The 17,810-nt window shown below is 37.8% G+C and carries 13 protein-coding genes; 8 read left to right on the forward strand and 5 right to left on the reverse strand.

The genetic code is table 11. The features are described 5' to 3' along the window. The first annotated feature begins 13 nt into the window (after positions 1-13). The 3 genes from ACNH59_RS06745 (at position 14) to ACNH59_RS06755 (ending at position 2,951) form a co-directional block, all read left to right on the forward strand. Positions 14-1,378, forward strand: coding sequence for an ammonium transporter (locus tag ACNH59_RS06745; protein WP_418264666.1), 1,365 nt, complete (start codon positions 14-16; stop codon positions 1,376-1,378). 220 nt (positions 1,379-1,598) lie between these two features. Beyond that, positions 1,599-2,276 (forward strand): tRNA (guanosine(46)-N7)-methyltransferase TrmB, encoded by a 678-nt coding sequence (gene trmB, locus ACNH59_RS06750; protein WP_418264667.1) that lies wholly within the window; start codon positions 1,599-1,601, stop codon positions 2,274-2,276. Positions 2,277-2,315: 39 nt separating this feature from the next. Then, complete coding sequence (locus tag ACNH59_RS06755; RefSeq protein WP_418264668.1) at positions 2,316-2,951, forward strand: LysE family transporter; 636 nt, start codon at positions 2,316-2,318, stop codon at positions 2,949-2,951. 111 nt (positions 2,952-3,062) lie between these two features. On the opposite strand, the gene ACNH59_RS06760 is transcribed toward ACNH59_RS06755, so the two are convergent. The 4 genes from ACNH59_RS06760 to ACNH59_RS06775 are packed head-to-tail and all read right to left on the reverse strand — an operon-like array spanning position 3,063 to position 12,886. After that, positions 3,063-4,937, reverse strand: coding sequence for a hypothetical protein (locus ACNH59_RS06760; protein WP_418264669.1), 1,875 nt, complete (start codon positions 4,935-4,937; stop codon positions 3,063-3,065). Between the two features lie 10 nt (positions 4,938-4,947). Next, positions 4,948-11,757: a hypothetical protein gene (locus ACNH59_RS06765; protein WP_418264670.1), complete on the reverse strand. Its 6,810-nt coding sequence runs from the start codon at positions 11,755-11,757 to the stop codon at positions 4,948-4,950. Between the two features lie 2 nt (positions 11,758-11,759). Then, positions 11,760-12,413, reverse strand: a complete 654-nt coding sequence (locus ACNH59_RS06770) for a hypothetical protein (RefSeq protein WP_418264671.1) — start codon at positions 12,411-12,413, stop codon at positions 11,760-11,762. Next, entirely contained in the window at positions 12,410-12,886 is a 477-nt protein-coding gene (locus ACNH59_RS06775) for a T9SS type A sorting domain-containing protein (RefSeq protein ID WP_418264672.1), read from the reverse strand. Before ACNH59_RS06775 ends, ACNH59_RS06770 begins: the two co-directional genes overlap by 4 nt. 567 nt (positions 12,887-13,453) lie before the next feature. Between ACNH59_RS06775 and ACNH59_RS06780 the strand changes: the two genes are divergently transcribed. From ACNH59_RS06780 to ACNH59_RS06800, 5 genes are all read left to right on the forward strand, one after another. Next, positions 13,454-14,320 carry a helix-turn-helix domain-containing protein gene (locus tag ACNH59_RS06780; protein ID WP_418264673.1) on the forward strand — a complete coding sequence of 289 codons (867 nt, stop codon included), beginning with the start codon at positions 13,454-13,456 and terminating at the stop codon, positions 14,318-14,320. Positions 14,321-14,350: 30 nt separating this feature from the next. Continuing rightward, a complete protein-coding gene (locus tag ACNH59_RS06785; RefSeq protein WP_418264674.1) occupies positions 14,351-14,686 on the forward strand; it encodes an MGMT family protein in 336 nt (111 codons plus the stop codon). 322 nt (positions 14,687-15,008) lie between these two features. Continuing rightward, on the forward strand, positions 15,009-16,136 hold the full coding sequence (locus ACNH59_RS06790; protein ID WP_418264675.1) for a P-loop NTPase: 1,128 nt from the start codon (positions 15,009-15,011) through the stop codon (positions 16,134-16,136). A 45-nt stretch (positions 16,137-16,181) separates the two neighbouring features. Further along, the gene (locus ACNH59_RS06795; RefSeq protein WP_418264676.1) at positions 16,182-16,421 is read left to right on the forward strand and encodes a NifU family protein; all 240 of its coding nucleotides are present in this window, start codon (positions 16,182-16,184) and stop codon (positions 16,419-16,421) included. Positions 16,422-16,567: 146 nt separating this feature from the next. Then, complete coding sequence (locus ACNH59_RS06800) at positions 16,568-16,885, forward strand: 2Fe-2S iron-sulfur cluster-binding protein (protein ID WP_418264677.1); 318 nt, start codon at positions 16,568-16,570, stop codon at positions 16,883-16,885. Between the two features lie 135 nt (positions 16,886-17,020). On the opposite strand, the gene ACNH59_RS06805 is transcribed toward ACNH59_RS06800, so the two are convergent. Continuing rightward, on the reverse strand, positions 17,021-17,791 hold the full coding sequence (locus tag ACNH59_RS06805; RefSeq protein ID WP_418264678.1) for a dienelactone hydrolase family protein: 771 nt from the start codon (positions 17,789-17,791) through the stop codon (positions 17,021-17,023). Positions 17,792-17,810 lie beyond the last annotated feature (19 nt).

Genomic DNA, 17,810 nt, shown 5'->3' on the forward strand with positions numbered 1-17,810 from the left:
TAAAAAATATAAAATGAAAATAGAAAGACGTTGGATTATTTCCTTTACAATAATTAGCTTGGTGTGTGTTGCAGGATTATTTTGGCCTGTTTGTACAAATACTAACGAAATTTTATCTCAATTTGGAAGTTTGGACCAAATCGTTGCGGCTGATGTGGCTTGGATGTTAACTTCATGTTGTTTAGTATTGATTATGACCCCTGGACTTTCCTTTTTTTATGGTGGAATGGTAGGGAAGAAGAATGTGATTTCGACCATGTTACAAAGTTTTATTTGTATGGGAGTAGTTACCTTAATCTGGGTAATTGTTGGATTTAGTTTAGCTTTTGGTGAGCCTATTGGTGTTCGAATAGGTGATGGATTTTACAGTTTGGTTGGAGATCCTTCTTCTTTTGCTTTTTTAGATTATGTCAATATTTTGCCTCATAAAAAGATCGCAGCTACGGTTCCTTTTATGTTATTTGCTTTGTTTCAAATGAAGTTTGCAGTAATTGCCCCTGCGATTATTACGGGTTCTTTTGCTGAGCGTGTTCGTTTTATCTCGTATTTATTGTTCATCTGCTTATTTACTATATTTATCTATGCACCTTTATGTCATGCAGTTTGGTATCCTACAGGGATTTTAGGTTCGTATTTTGGAGTAAAAGATTTTGCAGGAGGAACGGTGGTTCATATGAGTGCTGGTTTTGCGGCCTTAGCAGGAGTAATGGTTTTAGGGAAAAGAAATAATAGCAATCATGTACCAACCAATATTCCGTTTGTGTTGTTAGGAACAGGAATGTTATGGTTTGGATGGATTGGTTTCAATGCGGGTTCGTCTTTAGAAGCTAATGGAGTGGCAGCAATGGCTTTTGCTACTACAACTACCGCTTCGGCAGCAGCTATGTTAACATGGATCTTCTTTGATAGAATAAACGGACGTAAAGTATCGGCTCTTGGCGCTTGTATTGGTGCTGTTGTAGGGTTGGTTTCTATAACACCAGCAGCGGGTTATGTTTCGGTTCCAGAAAGTATGTTTTTTGGATTCATCACCGCGATAGTGTCCAATGCATTAGTACATTCTAGTTTGTTGCGAAAAGTTGATGATACGCTAGATGTTTTTGCTTGCCATGGTGTGGGCGGGATTATGGGAATGATCCTAACAGCTGTTTTTGCTCATGGAGAAGATGCGAGTTTACTACATGGTGGTTGGGGGGTTTTTGGTCACCACATGATGGCATTGGTATTGGTTTCTATTTTTACTTTTTTTGGTGCCTTTTTACTGTTCAAATTAACGAATTGGATTATTCCGATGCGTGTTTCTCATGAGTCTGAAGTAATAGGTTTGGATATTTCCCAACATGATGAAACGCTTTTTCCTATTGAATGCACTGAATAATTACTGCTGGTCTGTATCATGATTTGCTAAGGTACAGTCGTTGGTTATCAAAAGTCAAAGTTAATTTCGAAACTCACAAAAAAGCTTTGTGAGTTTATAGCGCTTTGTGGTTAAGTTAAAAATCGTTTATTAAAATCTCATCGGTCTTATATATTTGCTTAAATTTGCAGGCCAAAAGCTTTAGGTACAAACTGTACGAAGTAAAATATTATAAAAAACCGTGGGTAGCAAAAATAAATTAAAAAGATTCAAGGAAAACGAAACCTTCAATAACGTTTTTCAACCAACTAGAGAAGAAGTAGTAGGCGAATTGTTCCCTTTAAAGGGAAAATGGAATTCAGATTTTTTCAAAAACGATAATCCTATTGTTTTAGAATTGGGTTGTGGTAAAGGAGAATATTCTGTAGGTTTAGCCGAAAGATACCCGAATAAAAATTTTATTGGAATTGATATCAAGGGGGCTCGTTTTTGGCGTGGTGCTAAAACAGCTGTGGAAACAGGTTTGCACAATGTAGCTTTTGTACGTACTCAAATTGAATTAATCAACCACATCTTTGCCGAAAATGAGGTGGACGAAATTTGGATTACTTTTCCAGATCCACAAATCAAATACAAGAGAACGAAACATAGAATGACGAATTCTGAGTTTTTGAAATTATATAAAAAAATCCTTAAAAAGGATGGAATTATGAATTTGAAAACTGATAGTGAATTCATGCATGGTTATACTTTAGGGTTATTACATGGTGAAGGACATGAAGTTTTATATGCCAATCATAATGTGTATAAAAATGAAGGTAGTCCAGAGGAAGTGACTGCTTTTCAAACTTTTTACGAAAAACAATATCTAGAAATTAATAAAGCGATTACTTTTATTAGATTCAAAATTAAACCTTAATCAAGCGTTCATCCTGATTGGCCGCTTTAAATACGCTAAATGAATTTTATAACTCCTTTATTTTTAGGATTTGTTTCTGCTGTTATAGGGATTATTCCGCCGGGACTAATTAATATGACAGCTGCTAAGGTGAATCTCAAAGAAGGGAAGAGAAATGCGTATTGGTTTGTTTTAGGAGCGGTTACAATTATCTTTTTTCAGGTTTATGTGGCTATTTTTTTTGCACGGGTTATCAATGCCCGTCCGGATATTATACTGTTATTGCGCGAGATAGGTTTTGTTCTTTTTGCATTAGTTACTATTTATTTTTTGTTCATTGCCAAGAAGCCCAAAATAAAGAAGGCTAAAATTGGTAAAAAAAGTAAAAAGAAACGTTTCTTTTTAGGGATGTTGCTTTCCGGATTAAATTTCTTTCCAATTCCGTATTATGTTTTTGTAAGCATTACTTTAGCCTCCTACCAACTTTTTTCCTTCATGAATAGCTCGATTTTGACTTTCGTAAGTGGCGTTGTCCTAGGTTCGTTCTTAGTATTTTATTGCTATATCGCTTTCTTCCAAAAAGTAGAGTCTAAAGCTCATTCTCTTTTAAAAAATATGAATCTAATTATTGGGAGTATTACGGGATTGATTTCAATAGTTACTTTGATTAATATTTTGGAGTATTATTGGGGGTAGGCTTTTTCTTGAGCGTTAATCTGTCAAGCTTAAGACAACAAGAATGTAATAGGAAGGACTGAGACCTAAATAAATTTTGTCACAACACTATCTTCAAGGTTCGTTATTTAACTAATTGATTTTTCCGTTTTCAGAAACTGGATTAGCGGAACCTTTTTTTCCGTTTTTGTCAATCTGAATCGTATTCAATTGCGTCTTTTCTCCATATGCTGAAATCCCCCATTTTAATACATTAAAGACGATTAATGTGTATGGAATAGCTGTGGTGTTCCAAATGGTGCCGTCTGTGCCAATCAGATTACTATTTGCATTTGTCGGGTTGAATGTGCCATTAGATACATAACAATTTAAAAATGAATCTCCACCCATCATGAAATCGGGATGGCATATTCCATTTGCATCTGACCCGCTTATAGTTCCATTAGCATAACAGTTGCTAATTTTACTCGCTTGATAATTGTTTGTTGCAGCAATTCCGGCCGCATAACTTCCTGATATATTTCCCAGACTGTAGCAATTTGAAATAGTACCGTTCATAAAGGCATTTCCAAGAATTCCGCCTGAACCATCATTAGTTATATTTCCTGTTGAATAACAGTTTGTTATTGTAAATTCTTCTCCGTTTCCATATCCCTGTTGACCAATCCATCCACAATATTCTTTTAGAGTGGAATTGTTACTGATTACGCCAATATTTTTTACAATAGAACCTGAGAATGCGCTAACATTAGCATCTAAATAATTTCCGTTATTAGATATTCCTCTGTAATTGGTAATATTACTTAAGGTTATTGTCTTTGCATTTCCATCAATTGTAACGCCTGTACCCCGAATGGCAAAATACATATTTGCGTCATTAAAGGTTAAATTTTCTGCAATAGTCAGGGTTACATCGGTGTTCAATAAAATTGGTAAATTGTGGATTCGATTGTCAATCCATGCTTGGGTTATGGTAGTATCTGATGTAATTGAAGTGGCAAATGCAATTAATTTGTAGGGGCTTGTAATAGTATTCCACACCGTACCATTTGTTCCTGTTAAGATACTATTTGCAGTTCCATTATTCCAATTCCCGTTTGCACTATAACAATTGGTTGCGGTACCACCAGAGGAATTCCCTCCATAAACTCCCCCGGCATTTGTGCCGATTGTTCCCAGGCTGTAGCAATTGGAAGCGTTGCAATTTGAAGAAAAACCTCCAAATATACCCCCTGAATTATCAACAATAGTTGATAGCGAATAGCAATTTGTGGCTGTGGCATTTACAGCATTGCCACCAAAAATACCACCACCTCTATTTCCAAGGTTAGGTGCTGCGGAGTAGCAATCAATTGCAGTTCCGGAACTTCTTTCTCCAAATATCCCTCCTGCATATCCACCTATTTGTGTTCCTAAAAAAGAGGATTTCTTAACGGTTACGCCTGTTCTTTCGCCAACTATTCCTCCCGATCCTTGGCGAATTGGACCATTTGAACGGCAGTTTTCAAAAACACCATTTGTGGCGTTTATTGAAAATGCACTTTGCCCAATCCAGCCTGCGCCAGAAGCCAAATCACTATTGATAGCATTAATTGTCAAATTATAAATGTAAATATTTGAAAAGCCATTTACTATGGTTATTTGCTGAATGTAATTAAAAGGGTCATTAGGATCTTCTACCCAAGACGATTCATAGGAACCATTTTTGATCAATCCATTGTAGAAACTAACTCCTGAAATGTTAATCTTATAATCATTGCCGTTAAAGTTGATATAATTTCCATTTAAGATAAAATAGTTAAGGGAACTATTTAAAGTCACATCTTCCCCTAATGTAATAACAATCGGGGAGCCAGAAGTTCCTCCGTTAATTGTTACGGGCCAAGTATAAGAATTTAGTGTACTTTGCGTCAATACAATCGAATTATTAATCACTGAACCTGCTTTTATTTCATTAATAAATAAAGCAAACGTAATCAATACTATATATTTTATTTTTTGTGACATCCTATCGTTTTTAATAATAATAATCAAACTGAATTCTGTCATTTACAGAAAGGTTATTAGAGCCGTTATTTGCCGGAATATAGGTTAGAGTGGTTCCGGAGATGGAATAAGCCGTATTGCTAATTCGAATCCCATTAATGTACATTTTTACTTTACTATTAGATGAAGGGGTTTGCGTAAGTGTGAAAATTGTCTGTGATGCCGTTGCTGAAAACTCATCGGCTACTTCTGTAACCGGAGCAGCTCCTGTAGATACAGAACCATTTGCCATTAGGTATTGTGATGAAGTGCCAGTTGGAGTTTTAAATCCAGTTGCGGTAACAGTACCACTGGTATTGACAGAAGTAATGCTGGTGTTTCCTAATTGAATAGTATTTGATGCTGTTACAACGGCATCAGCCCCAATAACAGTAGAATTCGAAATTCCGTCAAAAGAGACATCTGCATGCTTCCCGATGGCGGTATTTCCAGAACCTGAAGTGTTGGTTTCTAAGGATTGACTTCCAATGGCGACATTGTCATTCCCAGAAATATTGTTTGATAATGCAATATAACCAAGTGCGGTATTGCCTCCGCTATTAACGTTATTGGCTAAAGTTCCACGTCCTATTGCCGTATTTGCATAGCCAGCATTACTGCTTAAAGCTCCCAGTCCTATTGCCGTATTTGAATTTTCATTAAAATTACCTCTTCCTACAACAAGTCCGTTTATAGTAACATCCGAATTAAATGTCTTATCACCGCTAATAGTTTGGTTAGTGGTTAAGTTTACATAGTTGGTTGTAGCAGTACTTTGTGTTAAATAGCTATTTGAATCCACACTACCATCTGCTTTTAAAAATTGAGAGGAAGTGCCTGTAGCTGTTTTAAATCCTGAAGACTGAATGTGCCCAGTTGATTTTATATTGCCTATGACATCTAAAGCTTCTGTAGCTGAAGCTTTTCCTAATGCTAATTTACCAGTAGCATCAAATACAGATAGAGTTGAGTTGCTGCTGTTTCTAAATTCAAGTAAATTTCCAGTTTGTGCATTTTGTCCTTGAATGATTAATCCAATTTTGTCTGCTTGTTGGTTAGGAATGATAACTGAGAAATCATTGTTTGCCCCAATGTTTATAGGAGTATAATCAACAACATCAGATTGTGTGTTGCCTACTAATTGTAAACCGTGCCATGACGCTAATACGGATTGTCCGTCATCTATAGGGTTTAGCGACATATCTGTTCCAAGTACAAATTTATTTGAGGTTAATTTACCTGTGAAAGTTCCCGATGTACCGTTTAGAGCTCCAGTTAAAGTGCCACCTGTAATCGGTAAGTAGTTTGCCTCTGCAATTTCATTTTTGACAAAGGCGGTCGTTGCAATTTGTGTTGTGTTTGTACCAGCCGTAGCTGTTGGAGCTGTTGGGGTTCCAGTAAGTGTTGGGGAATCTATATTAGCTTTTAATGCATCCGCAGCAGTTCTGTTGGTAGTTTCTGTTGCTAAGTTGGTAGCTATCGTATTTTCTGCAGTGGTTGCTCTGCTTACTTCGGTCGCCAAATTGGTTGTCAAAGTCGCATCAGCAGTAGTACGATTGGTTGTTTCTGTGGCTAAGTTCGTAGCAATCGTATTTTCCGCAGCAGTGGCACGATTTATTTCATTAGTTAAAGCAGTCGAACCAGCCGTTGCCGAAGCATCCACATAGGTTTTTACCGATTTCACCGATGGGTATTTCGTGTCAGAAGTCGCGTCTGTAGTGACGTCTGTAGATTTGTTGGCCAAATCTTCTTTTAGGGCATCAGTAGCAGTTCTGTTGGTAGTTTCTGTTGCTAAGTTGGTAGCTATCGTATTTTCAGCAGTGGTTGCTCTGCTTACTTCGGTCGCCAAATTGGTTGTCAAAGTCGCATCAGCAGTAGTACGATTGGTTGTTTCTGTAACCAAGTTCGTAGCAATCGTATTTTCCGCAGCAGTGGCACGATTTATTTCATTAGTTAAAGCAGTCGAACCAGCCGTTGCCGAAGCATCCACATAGGTTTTTACCGATTTCACCGATGGGTATTTCGTGTCAGAAGTCGCGTCTGTAGTGACGTCTGTTGATTTGTTGGACAAATCTTCTTTTAGGGCATCAGCAGCAGTTCTGTTGGTAATTTCTGTTGCTAAGTTTGTAGCTATCGTATTTTCTGCAGTGGTTGCTCTGCTTACTTCGGTCGCCAAATTGGTTGTCAAAGTCGCATCTGCAGTAGTGCGATTGGTTGTTTCTGTAGCCAAGTTCGTAGCAATCGTATTTTCCGCAGCAGTGGCACGATTTACTTCATTAGTTAAAGCAGTCGAACCAGCCGTTGCCGAAGCATCCACATAGGTTTTCACCGATTTCACCGATGGGTATTTCGTGTCAGAAGTTGCGTCTGTAGTGACGTCTGTTGATTTGTTGGTTAAATCTTCTTTTAGGGCATCAGTAGCAGTTCTGTTGGTAGTCTCTGTTGCTAAGTTGGTAGCTATCGTATTTTCTGCAGTGGTTGCTCTGCTTACTTCTGCAGTCAAATTGGTTGTCAAAGTCGCATCAGCAGTAGTACGATTGGTTGTTTCTGTAGCTAAGTTGGTAGCTATCGTATTTTCAGCAGTGGTTGCTCTGCTTACTTCGGTCGCCAAATTGGTTGTCAAAGTCGCATCTGCAGTAGTGCGATTGGTTGTTTCTGTAGCCAAGTTTGTAGCAATCGTATTTTCCGCAGCAGTGGCACGATTTACTTCATTAGTTAAAGCAGTCGAACCAGCCGTTGCCGAAGCATCCACATAGGTTTTCACCGATTTCACGGTTGGGTATTTCGTGTCAGAAGTCGCGTCTGTAGTGACGTCTGTAGATTTGTTGGCCAAATCTTCTTTTAGGGCATCAGCAGCAGTTCTGTTGGTAGTTTCTGTTGCTAAGTTGGTAGCTATTGTATTTTCTGCAGTGGTTGCTCTGCTTACTTCGGTCGCCAAATTGGTTGTCAAAGTCGCATCAGCAGTAGTGCGATTGGTTGTTTCTGTGGCTAAGTTCGTAGCAATCGTATTTTCCGCAGCAGTGGCACGATTTACTTCATTAGTTAAAGCAGTCGAACCAGCCGTTGCCGAAGCATCCACATAGGTTTTCACCGATTTCACCGATGGGTATTTCGTGTCAGAAGTCGCGTCTGTAGTGACGTCTGTTGATTTGTTGGACAAATCTTCTTTTAGGGCATCAGCAGCAGTTCTGTTGGTAATTTCTGTTGCTAAGTTGGTAGCTATTGTATTTTCTGCAGTGGTTGCTCTGCTTACTTCTGCAGTCAAATTGGTTGTCAAAGTCGCATCAGCAGTAGTACGATTGGTTGTTTCTGTTGCTAAGTTGGTAGCTATGGTGTTTTCTGCAGTGGTTGCTCTGCTTACTTCTGCAGTTAAATTGGTTGTCAAAGTCGCATCAGCAGTAGTACGATTGGTTGTTTCTGTAGCTAAGTTCGTAGCAATCGTATTTTCCGCAGCAGTGGCACGATTTACTTCATTAGTTAAAGCAGTCGAACCAGCCGTTGCCGAAGCATCCACATAGGTTTTTACCGATTTCACCGATGGGTATTTCGTGTCAGAAGTTGCGTCTGTAGTGACGTCTGTTGATTTGTTGGACAAATCTTCTTTTAGGGCATCAGTAGCAGTTCTGTTGGTAGTTTCTGTTGCTAAGTTGGTAGCTATCGTATTTTCTGCAGTGGTTGCTCTGCTTACTTCGGTCGCCAAATTGGTTGTCAAAGTCGCATCAGCAGTAGTGCGATTGGTTGTTTCTGTAGCCAAGTTCGTAGCAATCGTATTTTCCGCAGCAGTGGCACGATTTACTTCATTAGTTAAAGCAGTCGAACCAGCCGTTGCCGAAGCATCCACATAGGTTTTCACCGATTTCACCGATGGGTATTTCGTGTCAGAAGTTGCGTCTGTAGTGACATCTGTAGATTTGTTGGCCAAATCTTCTTTTAGGGCATCAGCAGCAGTTCTGTTGGTAATTTCTGTTGCTAAGTTGGTAGCTATCGTATTTTCTGCAGTGGTTGCTCTGCTTACTTCGGTCGCCAAATTGGTTGTCAAAGTCGCATCAGCAGTAGTACGATTGGTTGTTTCTGTAACCAAGTTCGTAGCAATCGTATTTTCCGCAGCAGTGGCACGATTTATTTCATTAGTTAAAGCAGTCGAACCAGCCGTTGCCGAAGCATCCACATAGGTTTTCACCGATTTCACCGATGGGTATTTCGTGTCAGAAGTCGCGTCTGTAGTGACGTCTGTTGATTTGTTGGACAAATCTTCTTTTAGGGCATCAGTAGCAGTTCTGTTGGTAGTTTCTGTTGCTAAGTTGGTAGCTATGGTGTTTTCTGCAGTGGTTGCTCTGCTTACTTCGGTCGCCAAATTGGTTGTCAAAGTCGCATCTGCAGTAGTGCGATTGGTTGTTTCTGTAGCCAAGTTCGTAGCAATCGTATTTTCCGCAGCAGTGGCACGATTTACTTCATTAGTTAAAGCAGTCGAACCAGCCGTTGCCGAAGCATCCACATAGGTTTTCACCGATTTCACCGATGGATATTTCGTGTCAGAAGTCGCGTCTGTAGTGACGTCTGTTGATTTGTTGGACAAATCTTCTTTTAGGGCATCAGCAGCAGTTCTGTTGGTAGTCTCTGTTGCTAAATTAGTAGTGATTGCGTTTTCTGCAGTGGTTGCTCTAGTAACTTCGGTCGCCAAATTGGTTGTCAAAGTCGCATCAGCAGTAGTGCGATTGGTTGTTTCTGTAGCCAAGTTCGTAGCAATCGTGTTTTCCGCAGCAGTGGCACGATTTACTTCATTTGTTAAAGCAGTCGAACCAGCCGTTGCCGAAGCATCCACATAGGTTTTCACCGATTTCACCGATGGGTATTTCGTGTCAGAAGTCGCGTCTGTAATGACATCTGTAGATTTGTTCACCAAATCTTCTTTTAAGGCATCCGCAGCAGTTCTGTTGGTAGTTTCTGTTGCTAAGTTGGTAGCTATGGTGTTTTCAGCAGTGGTTGCTCTGCTTACTTCGGTCGCCAAATTAGTTGTCAAAGTCGCATCAGCAGTAGTACGATTGGTTGTTTCTGTAGCTAAGTTTGTAGCAATCGTATTTTCCGCAGCAGTGGCACGATTTACTTCATTAGTTAAAGCAGTCGAACCAGCCGTTGCCGAAGCATCTACATAGGTTTTCACCGATTTCACCGATGGGTATTTCGTGTCAGAAGTCGCGTCTGTAGTGACATCTGTAGATTTGTTCACCAAATCTTCTTTTAGGGCATCCGCAGCAGTTCTGTTGGTAGTTTCTGTTGCTAAGTTGGTAGCTATGGTGTTTTCTGCAGTGGTTGCTCTGCTTACTTCGGTCGCCAAATTGGTTGTCAAAGTCGCATCAGCAGTAGTACGATTGGTTGTTTCTGTAGCTAAGTTCGTAGCAATCGTATTTTCCGCAGCAGTGGCACGATTTACTTCATTTGTTAAAGTAGTCGAACCAGCCGTTGCCGAAGCATCCACATAGGTTTTCACCGATTTCACCGATGGGTATTTCGTGTCAGAAGTTGCGTCTGTAGTGACGTCTGTTGATTTGTTGGACAAATCTTCTTTTAGGGCATCAGTAGCAGTTCTGTTGGTAGTTTCTGTTGCTAAGTTGGTAGCTATGGTGTTTTCAGCAGTGGTTGCTCTGCTTACTTCGGTCGCCAAATTGGTTGTCAAAGTCGCATCAGCAGTAGTACGATTGGTTGTTTCTGTAGCCAAGTTCGTAGCAATCGTATTTTCCGCAGCAGTGGCACGATTTACTTCATTTGTTAAAGCAGTCGAACCAGCCGTTGCCGAAGCATCCACATAGGTTTTCACCGATTTCACCGATGGGTATTTCGTGTCAGAAGTTGCGTCTGTAGTGACGTCTGTTGATTTGTTGGACAAATCTTCTTTTAGGGCATCAGTAGCAGTTCTGTTGGTAGTTTCTGTTGCTAAGTTGGTAGCTATGGTGTTTTCTGCAGTGGTTGCTCTGCTTACTTCGGTCGCCAAATTGGTTGTCAAAGTCGCATCTGCAGTAGTACGATTGGTTGTTTCTGTAACTAAGTTAGTAGCAATCGTATTTTCCGCAGCAGTGGCACGATTTACTTCATTAGTTAAAGCAGTCGAACCAGCCGTTGCCGAAGCATCCACATAGGTTTTCACCGATTTCACCGATGGGTATTTCGTGTCAGAAGTCGCATCTGTAGTGACGTCTGTAGATTTGTTGGTTAAATCTTCCTTTAAATTCAGTGCTGCTTGTGAGGCTAAAGATATTGGTTTGTTTGCGTCAGCCGTATTGTCAATATTGTTAATCCCTAGATTAATCTTGGCTCCATTCACCGTATTTGCTCCTGTTCCTCCATTTTGAATATTGACAATTCCAGTTACATTTTCTGCACTTTTAGCTGAATAAGCAAAAGGAATATACGAGAATTCTTGATTGCTGATCTCGATAAATGAACTGCAAGAGCCACTAGCATTTAAGCCAACCGTTAATGTTTTTATTAAAGAATCCCAAACTATACTTCTGAAATTTACTGCCGAACCTCCTGTTTGAGTTCCGTTACCAATAGTTAAATTTACCATACCATATTCATCTGTTGACGTGGAAATAGTTTCTTGGTATTCTATCTGATTGAAAGCATCTTTAATTTGAAAACGCAAACAAATCGATTGATTCATCAATGGAATTGTGGTTGTATTTGCGCCTGGTATTTGTTGTACGTTCGGATTAAGAATTAAAGCTTGGTAACTAATGCCAGTTGTTTGAGAAAATCCAATTGTAGTGATCAATAAAACTAGTAGGAAGATTATTTTTTTCATAATTAATTTTGATTTGGGGAGATAGGGAATTGGATGCCAAATTGCAATTGACTATTCGTGAAATGCAAACTTTCATTGGAAGTTTTAGAAGTTTTAACAACAGTTGATAGATTATATCCTAAGGTTAAAGAGGCTGAATTTGTTATTTTATAATTAGCACTGACTCCAACAGAAGATTGCAAAAGCAAACCTGAAAAATCTTTTTGGTCAGTCAAGTTATAGTAAATTCCGTTTGCATTTTGTTCCCCACTAAGTAAGGATGATAGACTAATTCCAGCCTTGATACTGGTATTGAATTTACTTTGTGAATTAAATAAGCTAAAGGAAGCTAGATTTTGAATTCCAATATATTTTGTTTTCCAAAAATACACCTCAGTAGTAGTTGGTAGAAAATATTTGGCATTAAATTCGTTAAGAGTGATGCTCCCAATATATGATAAATTGCTTTTCTCAAAATGGTGTATGTATCCTAAATCGTAATGTTTACCACTCTCAAAATGACTTTTGTTTTGTTTACTAATGATTGGATTAGCATTTCCAAAAGAGTCTTTGTAGTGATAGTGGGTGAAGTTTTCACCTGCAAATAAAAATAATTCTTGTGCATCTATGGATTGGAATCCAAAAAAGAAAATACAAATAAGTAGTTTTTTTATCATAAGGATTTTATAATTTTTGTGTAATAATCGAGCTGGGAATTATACAGTCTCAACAGAAAAACAGAGCCTGGTAAATAGCCTAATTGTAGGTTGATGATTAAGTTCACTGGTTTTTTCTTTTCTTGATATATGAGATGTCCGCTAATGTTAAAAATGCTTACCGTTACATCTTCGTCTGTTGCATTCGAAAATTGAAAATTGATATTGTCAATAAATGGATTGGGGTGTGCCTGAACAATAATGTTGTTTTTGCTGGATGAGGATGAGATTAATTTTGACCAGAAATTTTGTTGAAAGCCCTGTAGTACTACATACTCTTTTTTGCTGGTTCCTGAAATAGTTTGTTGACCTATTGTTTGTTTGACAATGAGCCCATTGCTTAAATTGGAACTGCTTCCTTGTGAAGAAAGCATATGATGGTGTAAATATTGGCCGTAGAAACTAGAGTAAAAAAGTAAAAAAATGTATTTCATATCGCCTTAGTTTTATGCAATAGTATTTAATGTTACGATATGATTTTAAACGGATTCGATTCTGCGCTTTGATTTTATGCATTTAATAAGAGTTTTTAAGGTTTTAGTAAATAGAAATTAGTTTCTGATTCTTATTAATGTAGTATTTGGAAGATTAAAAATACATGATATTGTATTTGGTCGATTATTTTAGCCGTTCACGGGATTGGTTTTTTGCTTGAGTCCAAACGGGCTAATTTTAGCATTGGTTTTAGTGATTATTAAGAAAAATAATATAATATGCTCGTGATGATACTGTATTTTATGACTGGATTGTTAGGGTTTATTACTTTAATAATTATCTCTACACAATACAAATCAAATAAATTAGTTAATGTTTATTTACTGATTTTGTTTTTTCTTCTTTCTGCAAGGTTTTTTATTTCTGGCTTTATCGAGTTAAATCCTGATTCCATTTTCAAAAAAAGTATACCAAGTTATTCTCCTTTTTTAGCGGTCATTTTCCCTTGTGTCTATTTGTATTTTCATAAGCTCATTCAGAATAGTAAAGGGATGAACTATGTAGAAATGAAACATTTTATTCTTCCAGCCTTTTTAGGGGTTGCGAATATTTTAATAAATAGTTCTGAGGAATATATGAACATTATATATCATGTTGTCTTTTCGGCTATAGCCATATTTTATGTTTACCTGAGTTATGTTGAATTGCGAAATAGTTTGTGGGTCACTAACCCCAAGATTAATGTACTTGAAAAACAGTTTGTATTACTTAAAGATTGGACAGTCTTAATTTTGATTATTTGCATATTGGCAATAGTCCGTTTATTGGTGTGTCTTTTTATAGATTTGTTTTCAGGTACCGTCTCTTATGGAAACAATTATTTGTGGATTACTGCTGTTTTTTCATGCGTTTTATTTTTCAAGGTACTTTTGACGCCTGAGATATTGTTCGGCTATCAATTGCTGAACGATAAGCTCATAGAACAAAGAACTGCTGAAATAGTATTTGGTGAGTTTTGGATTTTTTCCAAAGAAATTAATGTTTCGAATATTCAAGATTTAAAATTAAAAGAAAAAATTGACGATCATTTGTCAACTTATATTGATAATATTGAAATGATTGCTTTTAGTCAAAATTGGTTTCGAAATCCTTCGGTTACTTTGGGAGATCTAGCCTTGAAATTAGGTGTGCCTAAAAGTCATTTGACGTATGTTTTTAAATACCATTCTAAAATTAGTTTTATTGAATTTAAAAAGATGGTTAGAATTCAGGATGCAGTTCGATTAATTGAAAACGATTATCTATATTCCAATACCTTAGATTCCTTGGCTAAAGAAGTTGGATTTTCATCCTATAACCCTTTCTTTACGAGCTTTAAAGAAATTGTTAGAGTTGTACCACAGGATTATAATAAAAAATTAAAACAAATTTAGGTCTTAGTATTGCGAAATAATTCATTTCCTATGAGTAGTAATACAAGTAATTTTTTTGAACGCGTTTATGAAGTAGCCCGCCAAATCCCTTTTGGTCGAGTGACTTCCTATGGCGCTATTGCCAAAGCTTTGGGAGCAAGTCGGTCTGCTCGAATGGTAGGCTGGGCGATGAATGCATCCCATAACTTAGAAGATGTTCCTGCTCACAGAGTTGTAAACCGTAAAGGGTTATTGACTGGAAAATTTCATTTTGAAGGGACGAATCTCATGCAACAACTCCTAGAAAGCGAAGGAATCAAAGTGGTCGATAATCAAATAGTGGATTTTGAAAAGCATTTTTGGGAACCTTCTGTAAGTGAGCTGTAAACAGTGTTTTGTATTGGGATATGTTGATTATAAGAACGAGTTTTTACTAATCTAATCCGTTAAATTCTGTATTTTTTTATTTCAACTTGTATTTGTTGGTAAAATTCCTGCTTAGTATAGTTGATTTTGTTTTAATCAATCTTTGTTTTTTGTAAATCTTTTTGCGATAATTAGGGTTCAAAAAAGAGTGTAATTCCGTAACAATAAATCCAATTTAAATGCTTTATAATAAGAACTTAATCACTTATCTTTGCAATCTGAAATCAGTTTAAATAAACACAATGTTTTCGGCTGAAATTACCAATAGAAATTAGGATACAGAATGAAATTAGATAGAAAAGAAATTCTAAAAGCTTTAGAAACCATTACTATAGCTGGTGAAGGAAAGAATATGGTGGAAAGTGGTGCCATTGCTAACGTGCTTACTTTTGGCGATGAAGTGGTAGTAGAGTTGGTTTTAACAACACCTGCCATGCACATCAAAAAACGTGCAGAAGACGACATCAAGAAAACCATTTTAGAGTTAGTTTCGCCTGAAGCTAAAATTAAAATTAATAGTAAAGTTCAAGTTCCTGAAAAAGCAGAAGTGAAAGGGAAGTCCATTCCTGGAATCAAAAACATCATTGCTGTTGCTTCTGGTAAAGGAGGAGTAGGGAAATCTACTGTAACGGCTAACTTAGCAGTATCATTGGCAAAAATGGGATTCTCAGTTGGAGTTCTTGATGCCGATATTTACGGACCATCCATGCCAATCATGTTTGACGTAGAAAATGAAAAACCTATTTCAGTTCAAGTAGATGGGAAGTCAAAAATGAAACCAATAGAAAGCTACGAAGTGAAAATGCTATCTATCGGATTTTTTACCTCACCAAGCCAGGCTGTAATCTGGAGAGGTCCAATGGCTTCAAAAGCTTTGAATCAAATGATATTTGATGCTGATTGGGGGGAATTAGACTTTATGTTAATCGACTTGCCTCCAGGAACAGGAGATATTCACCTTTCAATCATGCAATCCTTGCCAGTAACAGGTGCTGTAGTGGTGAGTACGCCACAAGCAGTAGCTTTGGCCGATGCTAAAAAAGGAGTTTCGATGTTCATGTCAGAAGCGATCAATGTTCCTGTACTTGGAATTATAGAAAACATGGCTTATTTCACACCCGAAGAATTGCCAAATAACAAGTATTACATCTTTGGCCAAGAAGGAGCCAAAAACCTAGCAGAAGATTTACAAGTGCCATTCTTAGGTGAAGTGCCAATCGTACAATCTATTCGCGAAGCAGGTGATTACGGTCGCCCTGCAGCCCTGCAAACGGGTTCTGTAATCGAAACGGTTTTTGAAGGCATAACTCGAAAAGTAGTCCAAGAAACAATCAATAGAAATGAAAATTTACCTGCTTCCGAAGCTATCAAAATTACTACTATGGCAGGTTGTTCAGCAGTAAAAAAATAAGCTAAAATTGAATTTATAAAATTCAGTTTTTTTAATCAAAAAATTATGACAACAGAAGAATTAACTAACAATGTGTTATTAGCGCTAGAAGAAATTCGTCCTTTCTTAAACTCTGACGGTGGCGATATTACCCTAGTTTCCATCGAGGATGATAAACATGTCAAAGTTCGATTAGAAGGAGCATGTACCAGTTGTAGTGTGAACCAAATGACTTTGAAGGCAGGTGTAGAAACGACCATCAAAAAATTTGCCCCACAAATAGAAACCGTTGTCAACGTAGCATAATATAATAGTGAGGGCGTGACCATTTTAAGGAACAAGGCCAAATGTAGTTTGCGCTCATGGACCTTATTCCTTAAAATCGTCGGGCTATCCCCGTCCGCCGCGGCGGACTGCTTCTATCCCTCACGCATAACCCAATCCCCTAAAAAATGGATGTATTAATTAAAATTAAAGACAGAGAAGGAGTTATACACGAGTTACAAGCTCCTACTGACATGGCCATGAATATCATGGAATTGTGTAAAGCATATGAATTGCCTGTAGAAGGTACTTGCGGTGGAATGGCGATGTGTGCTTCTTGCCAATGTTATGTGATCAATGGTGTAACATTGCCAGAAATGGGTGAAGATGAAGAAGCTATGCTTTCAGAAGCATTCTACGTAAAAGCAAACAGCCGTTTGGGATGTCAAATTCCAATCACACCTGAATTAGAAGGATTAGAATTAGAATTGGCTCCAGAGAGTTAATCTATTTATTTTCATACAATACAAAAGCCTCCACTTTCAAAATTGGAGGCTTTTGTTGTTTTATATATTATTTCACGATGCCCGTCGAAGCTTGCATTCAAGTCATAATTGATTTGCTTAATGAACTATCGGTAACTACAAAATTTCATTGAAAAATTGAAGCATTGCTTTCCATGCGCGATCTGCGGCTTCTTTGTTGTAGGCCAAACCTTTACTGTTGTCACTCCCAGCATCTTTATGTGTAAATCCATGAACCGCATTAGAATAATAATTCATTTGCCAATCAGCTTTAGCAGTGCGCATTTCACTTTTGAAATCTTTAATTTCTTGTTCTGATACGAAGGGGTCGTCAGCACCATGTAATACCAAAACTTTGGCGGTAATTGGAACAATAGTCCGACTAGTATTCCTGCTTAATCCACCATGAAATGAGACAATGCCTTTTATTGGCATCTGTGATCGAGCGGCCTCAATAGCACCAGTGCCGCCAAAACAATAACCTATTACCACAATTTTATTAGGATTTGCCCCGTTTTTGATCAATTCGGCAAGGGCCAGCTGTATTCTTTTGTGGTAGTTTTCAATGTTTTGTTTGTAAAAACTTGCAATTTTTGCAGCCTCTTGCGGAGAGTTTGGTTTGTTGCCTGCTCCATAGATATCAGCTACAAAAGTATTATAGCCTAATTTGTTCAAAGCTACAGCAGATTCTATAGAATGGTCGTCAATACCCATCCATGCAGGTAAGATTAAAACTCCTGCATTGTCATGTGTTTTTGTTTTGGCTTTGCCATAAAAGCCAAATAGCTTTTGAGAGTCGTCATTATAAATTACAGATTTTAACTGTGAATATGTTGATTGTGATACCGTTATTAAAGTAAAAAGTACAAATAGGGTCAGATTTTTCATAATAATCGGATTTTGTGTT

Source organism: Flavobacterium faecale, assembly GCF_048320115.1.
Taxonomy (GTDB): Bacteria; Bacteroidota; Bacteroidia; order Flavobacteriales; family Flavobacteriaceae; genus Flavobacterium; species Flavobacterium faecale_A.

Excerpts from the sequence above, each read along its gene's own strand:
- ACNH59_RS06745 (WP_418264666.1), top strand. The coding sequence starts at position 14 with ATGAAAATAGAAAGACGTTGGATTATTTCCTTTACAATAATTAGCTTG.
- ACNH59_RS06755 (WP_418264668.1), top strand. The coding sequence starts at position 2,316 with ATGAATTTTATAACTCCTTTATTTTTAGGATTTGTTTCTGCTGTTATA.
- ACNH59_RS06760 (WP_418264669.1), bottom strand. The coding sequence starts at position 4,937 with ATGTCACAAAAAATAAAATATATAGTATTGATTACGTTTGCTTTATTT.
- ACNH59_RS06765 (WP_418264670.1), bottom strand. The coding sequence starts at position 11,757 with ATGAAAAAAATAATCTTCCTACTAGTTTTATTGATCACTACAATTGGA.
- ACNH59_RS06770 (WP_418264671.1), bottom strand. The coding sequence starts at position 12,413 with ATGATAAAAAAACTACTTATTTGTATTTTCTTTTTTGGATTCCAATCC.
- ACNH59_RS06775 (WP_418264672.1), bottom strand. The coding sequence starts at position 12,886 with ATGAAATACATTTTTTTACTTTTTTACTCTAGTTTCTACGGCCAATAT.
- ACNH59_RS06780 (WP_418264673.1), top strand. The coding sequence starts at position 13,454 with ATGAAACATTTTATTCTTCCAGCCTTTTTAGGGGTTGCGAATATTTTA.
- ACNH59_RS06785 (WP_418264674.1), top strand. The coding sequence starts at position 14,351 with ATGAGTAGTAATACAAGTAATTTTTTTGAACGCGTTTATGAAGTAGCC.
- ACNH59_RS06790 (WP_418264675.1), top strand. The coding sequence starts at position 15,009 with ATGAAATTAGATAGAAAAGAAATTCTAAAAGCTTTAGAAACCATTACT.
- ACNH59_RS06795 (WP_418264676.1), top strand. The coding sequence starts at position 16,182 with ATGACAACAGAAGAATTAACTAACAATGTGTTATTAGCGCTAGAAGAA.
- ACNH59_RS06800 (WP_418264677.1), top strand. The coding sequence starts at position 16,568 with ATGGATGTATTAATTAAAATTAAAGACAGAGAAGGAGTTATACACGAG.
- ACNH59_RS06805 (WP_418264678.1), bottom strand. The coding sequence starts at position 17,791 with ATGAAAAATCTGACCCTATTTGTACTTTTTACTTTAATAACGGTATCA.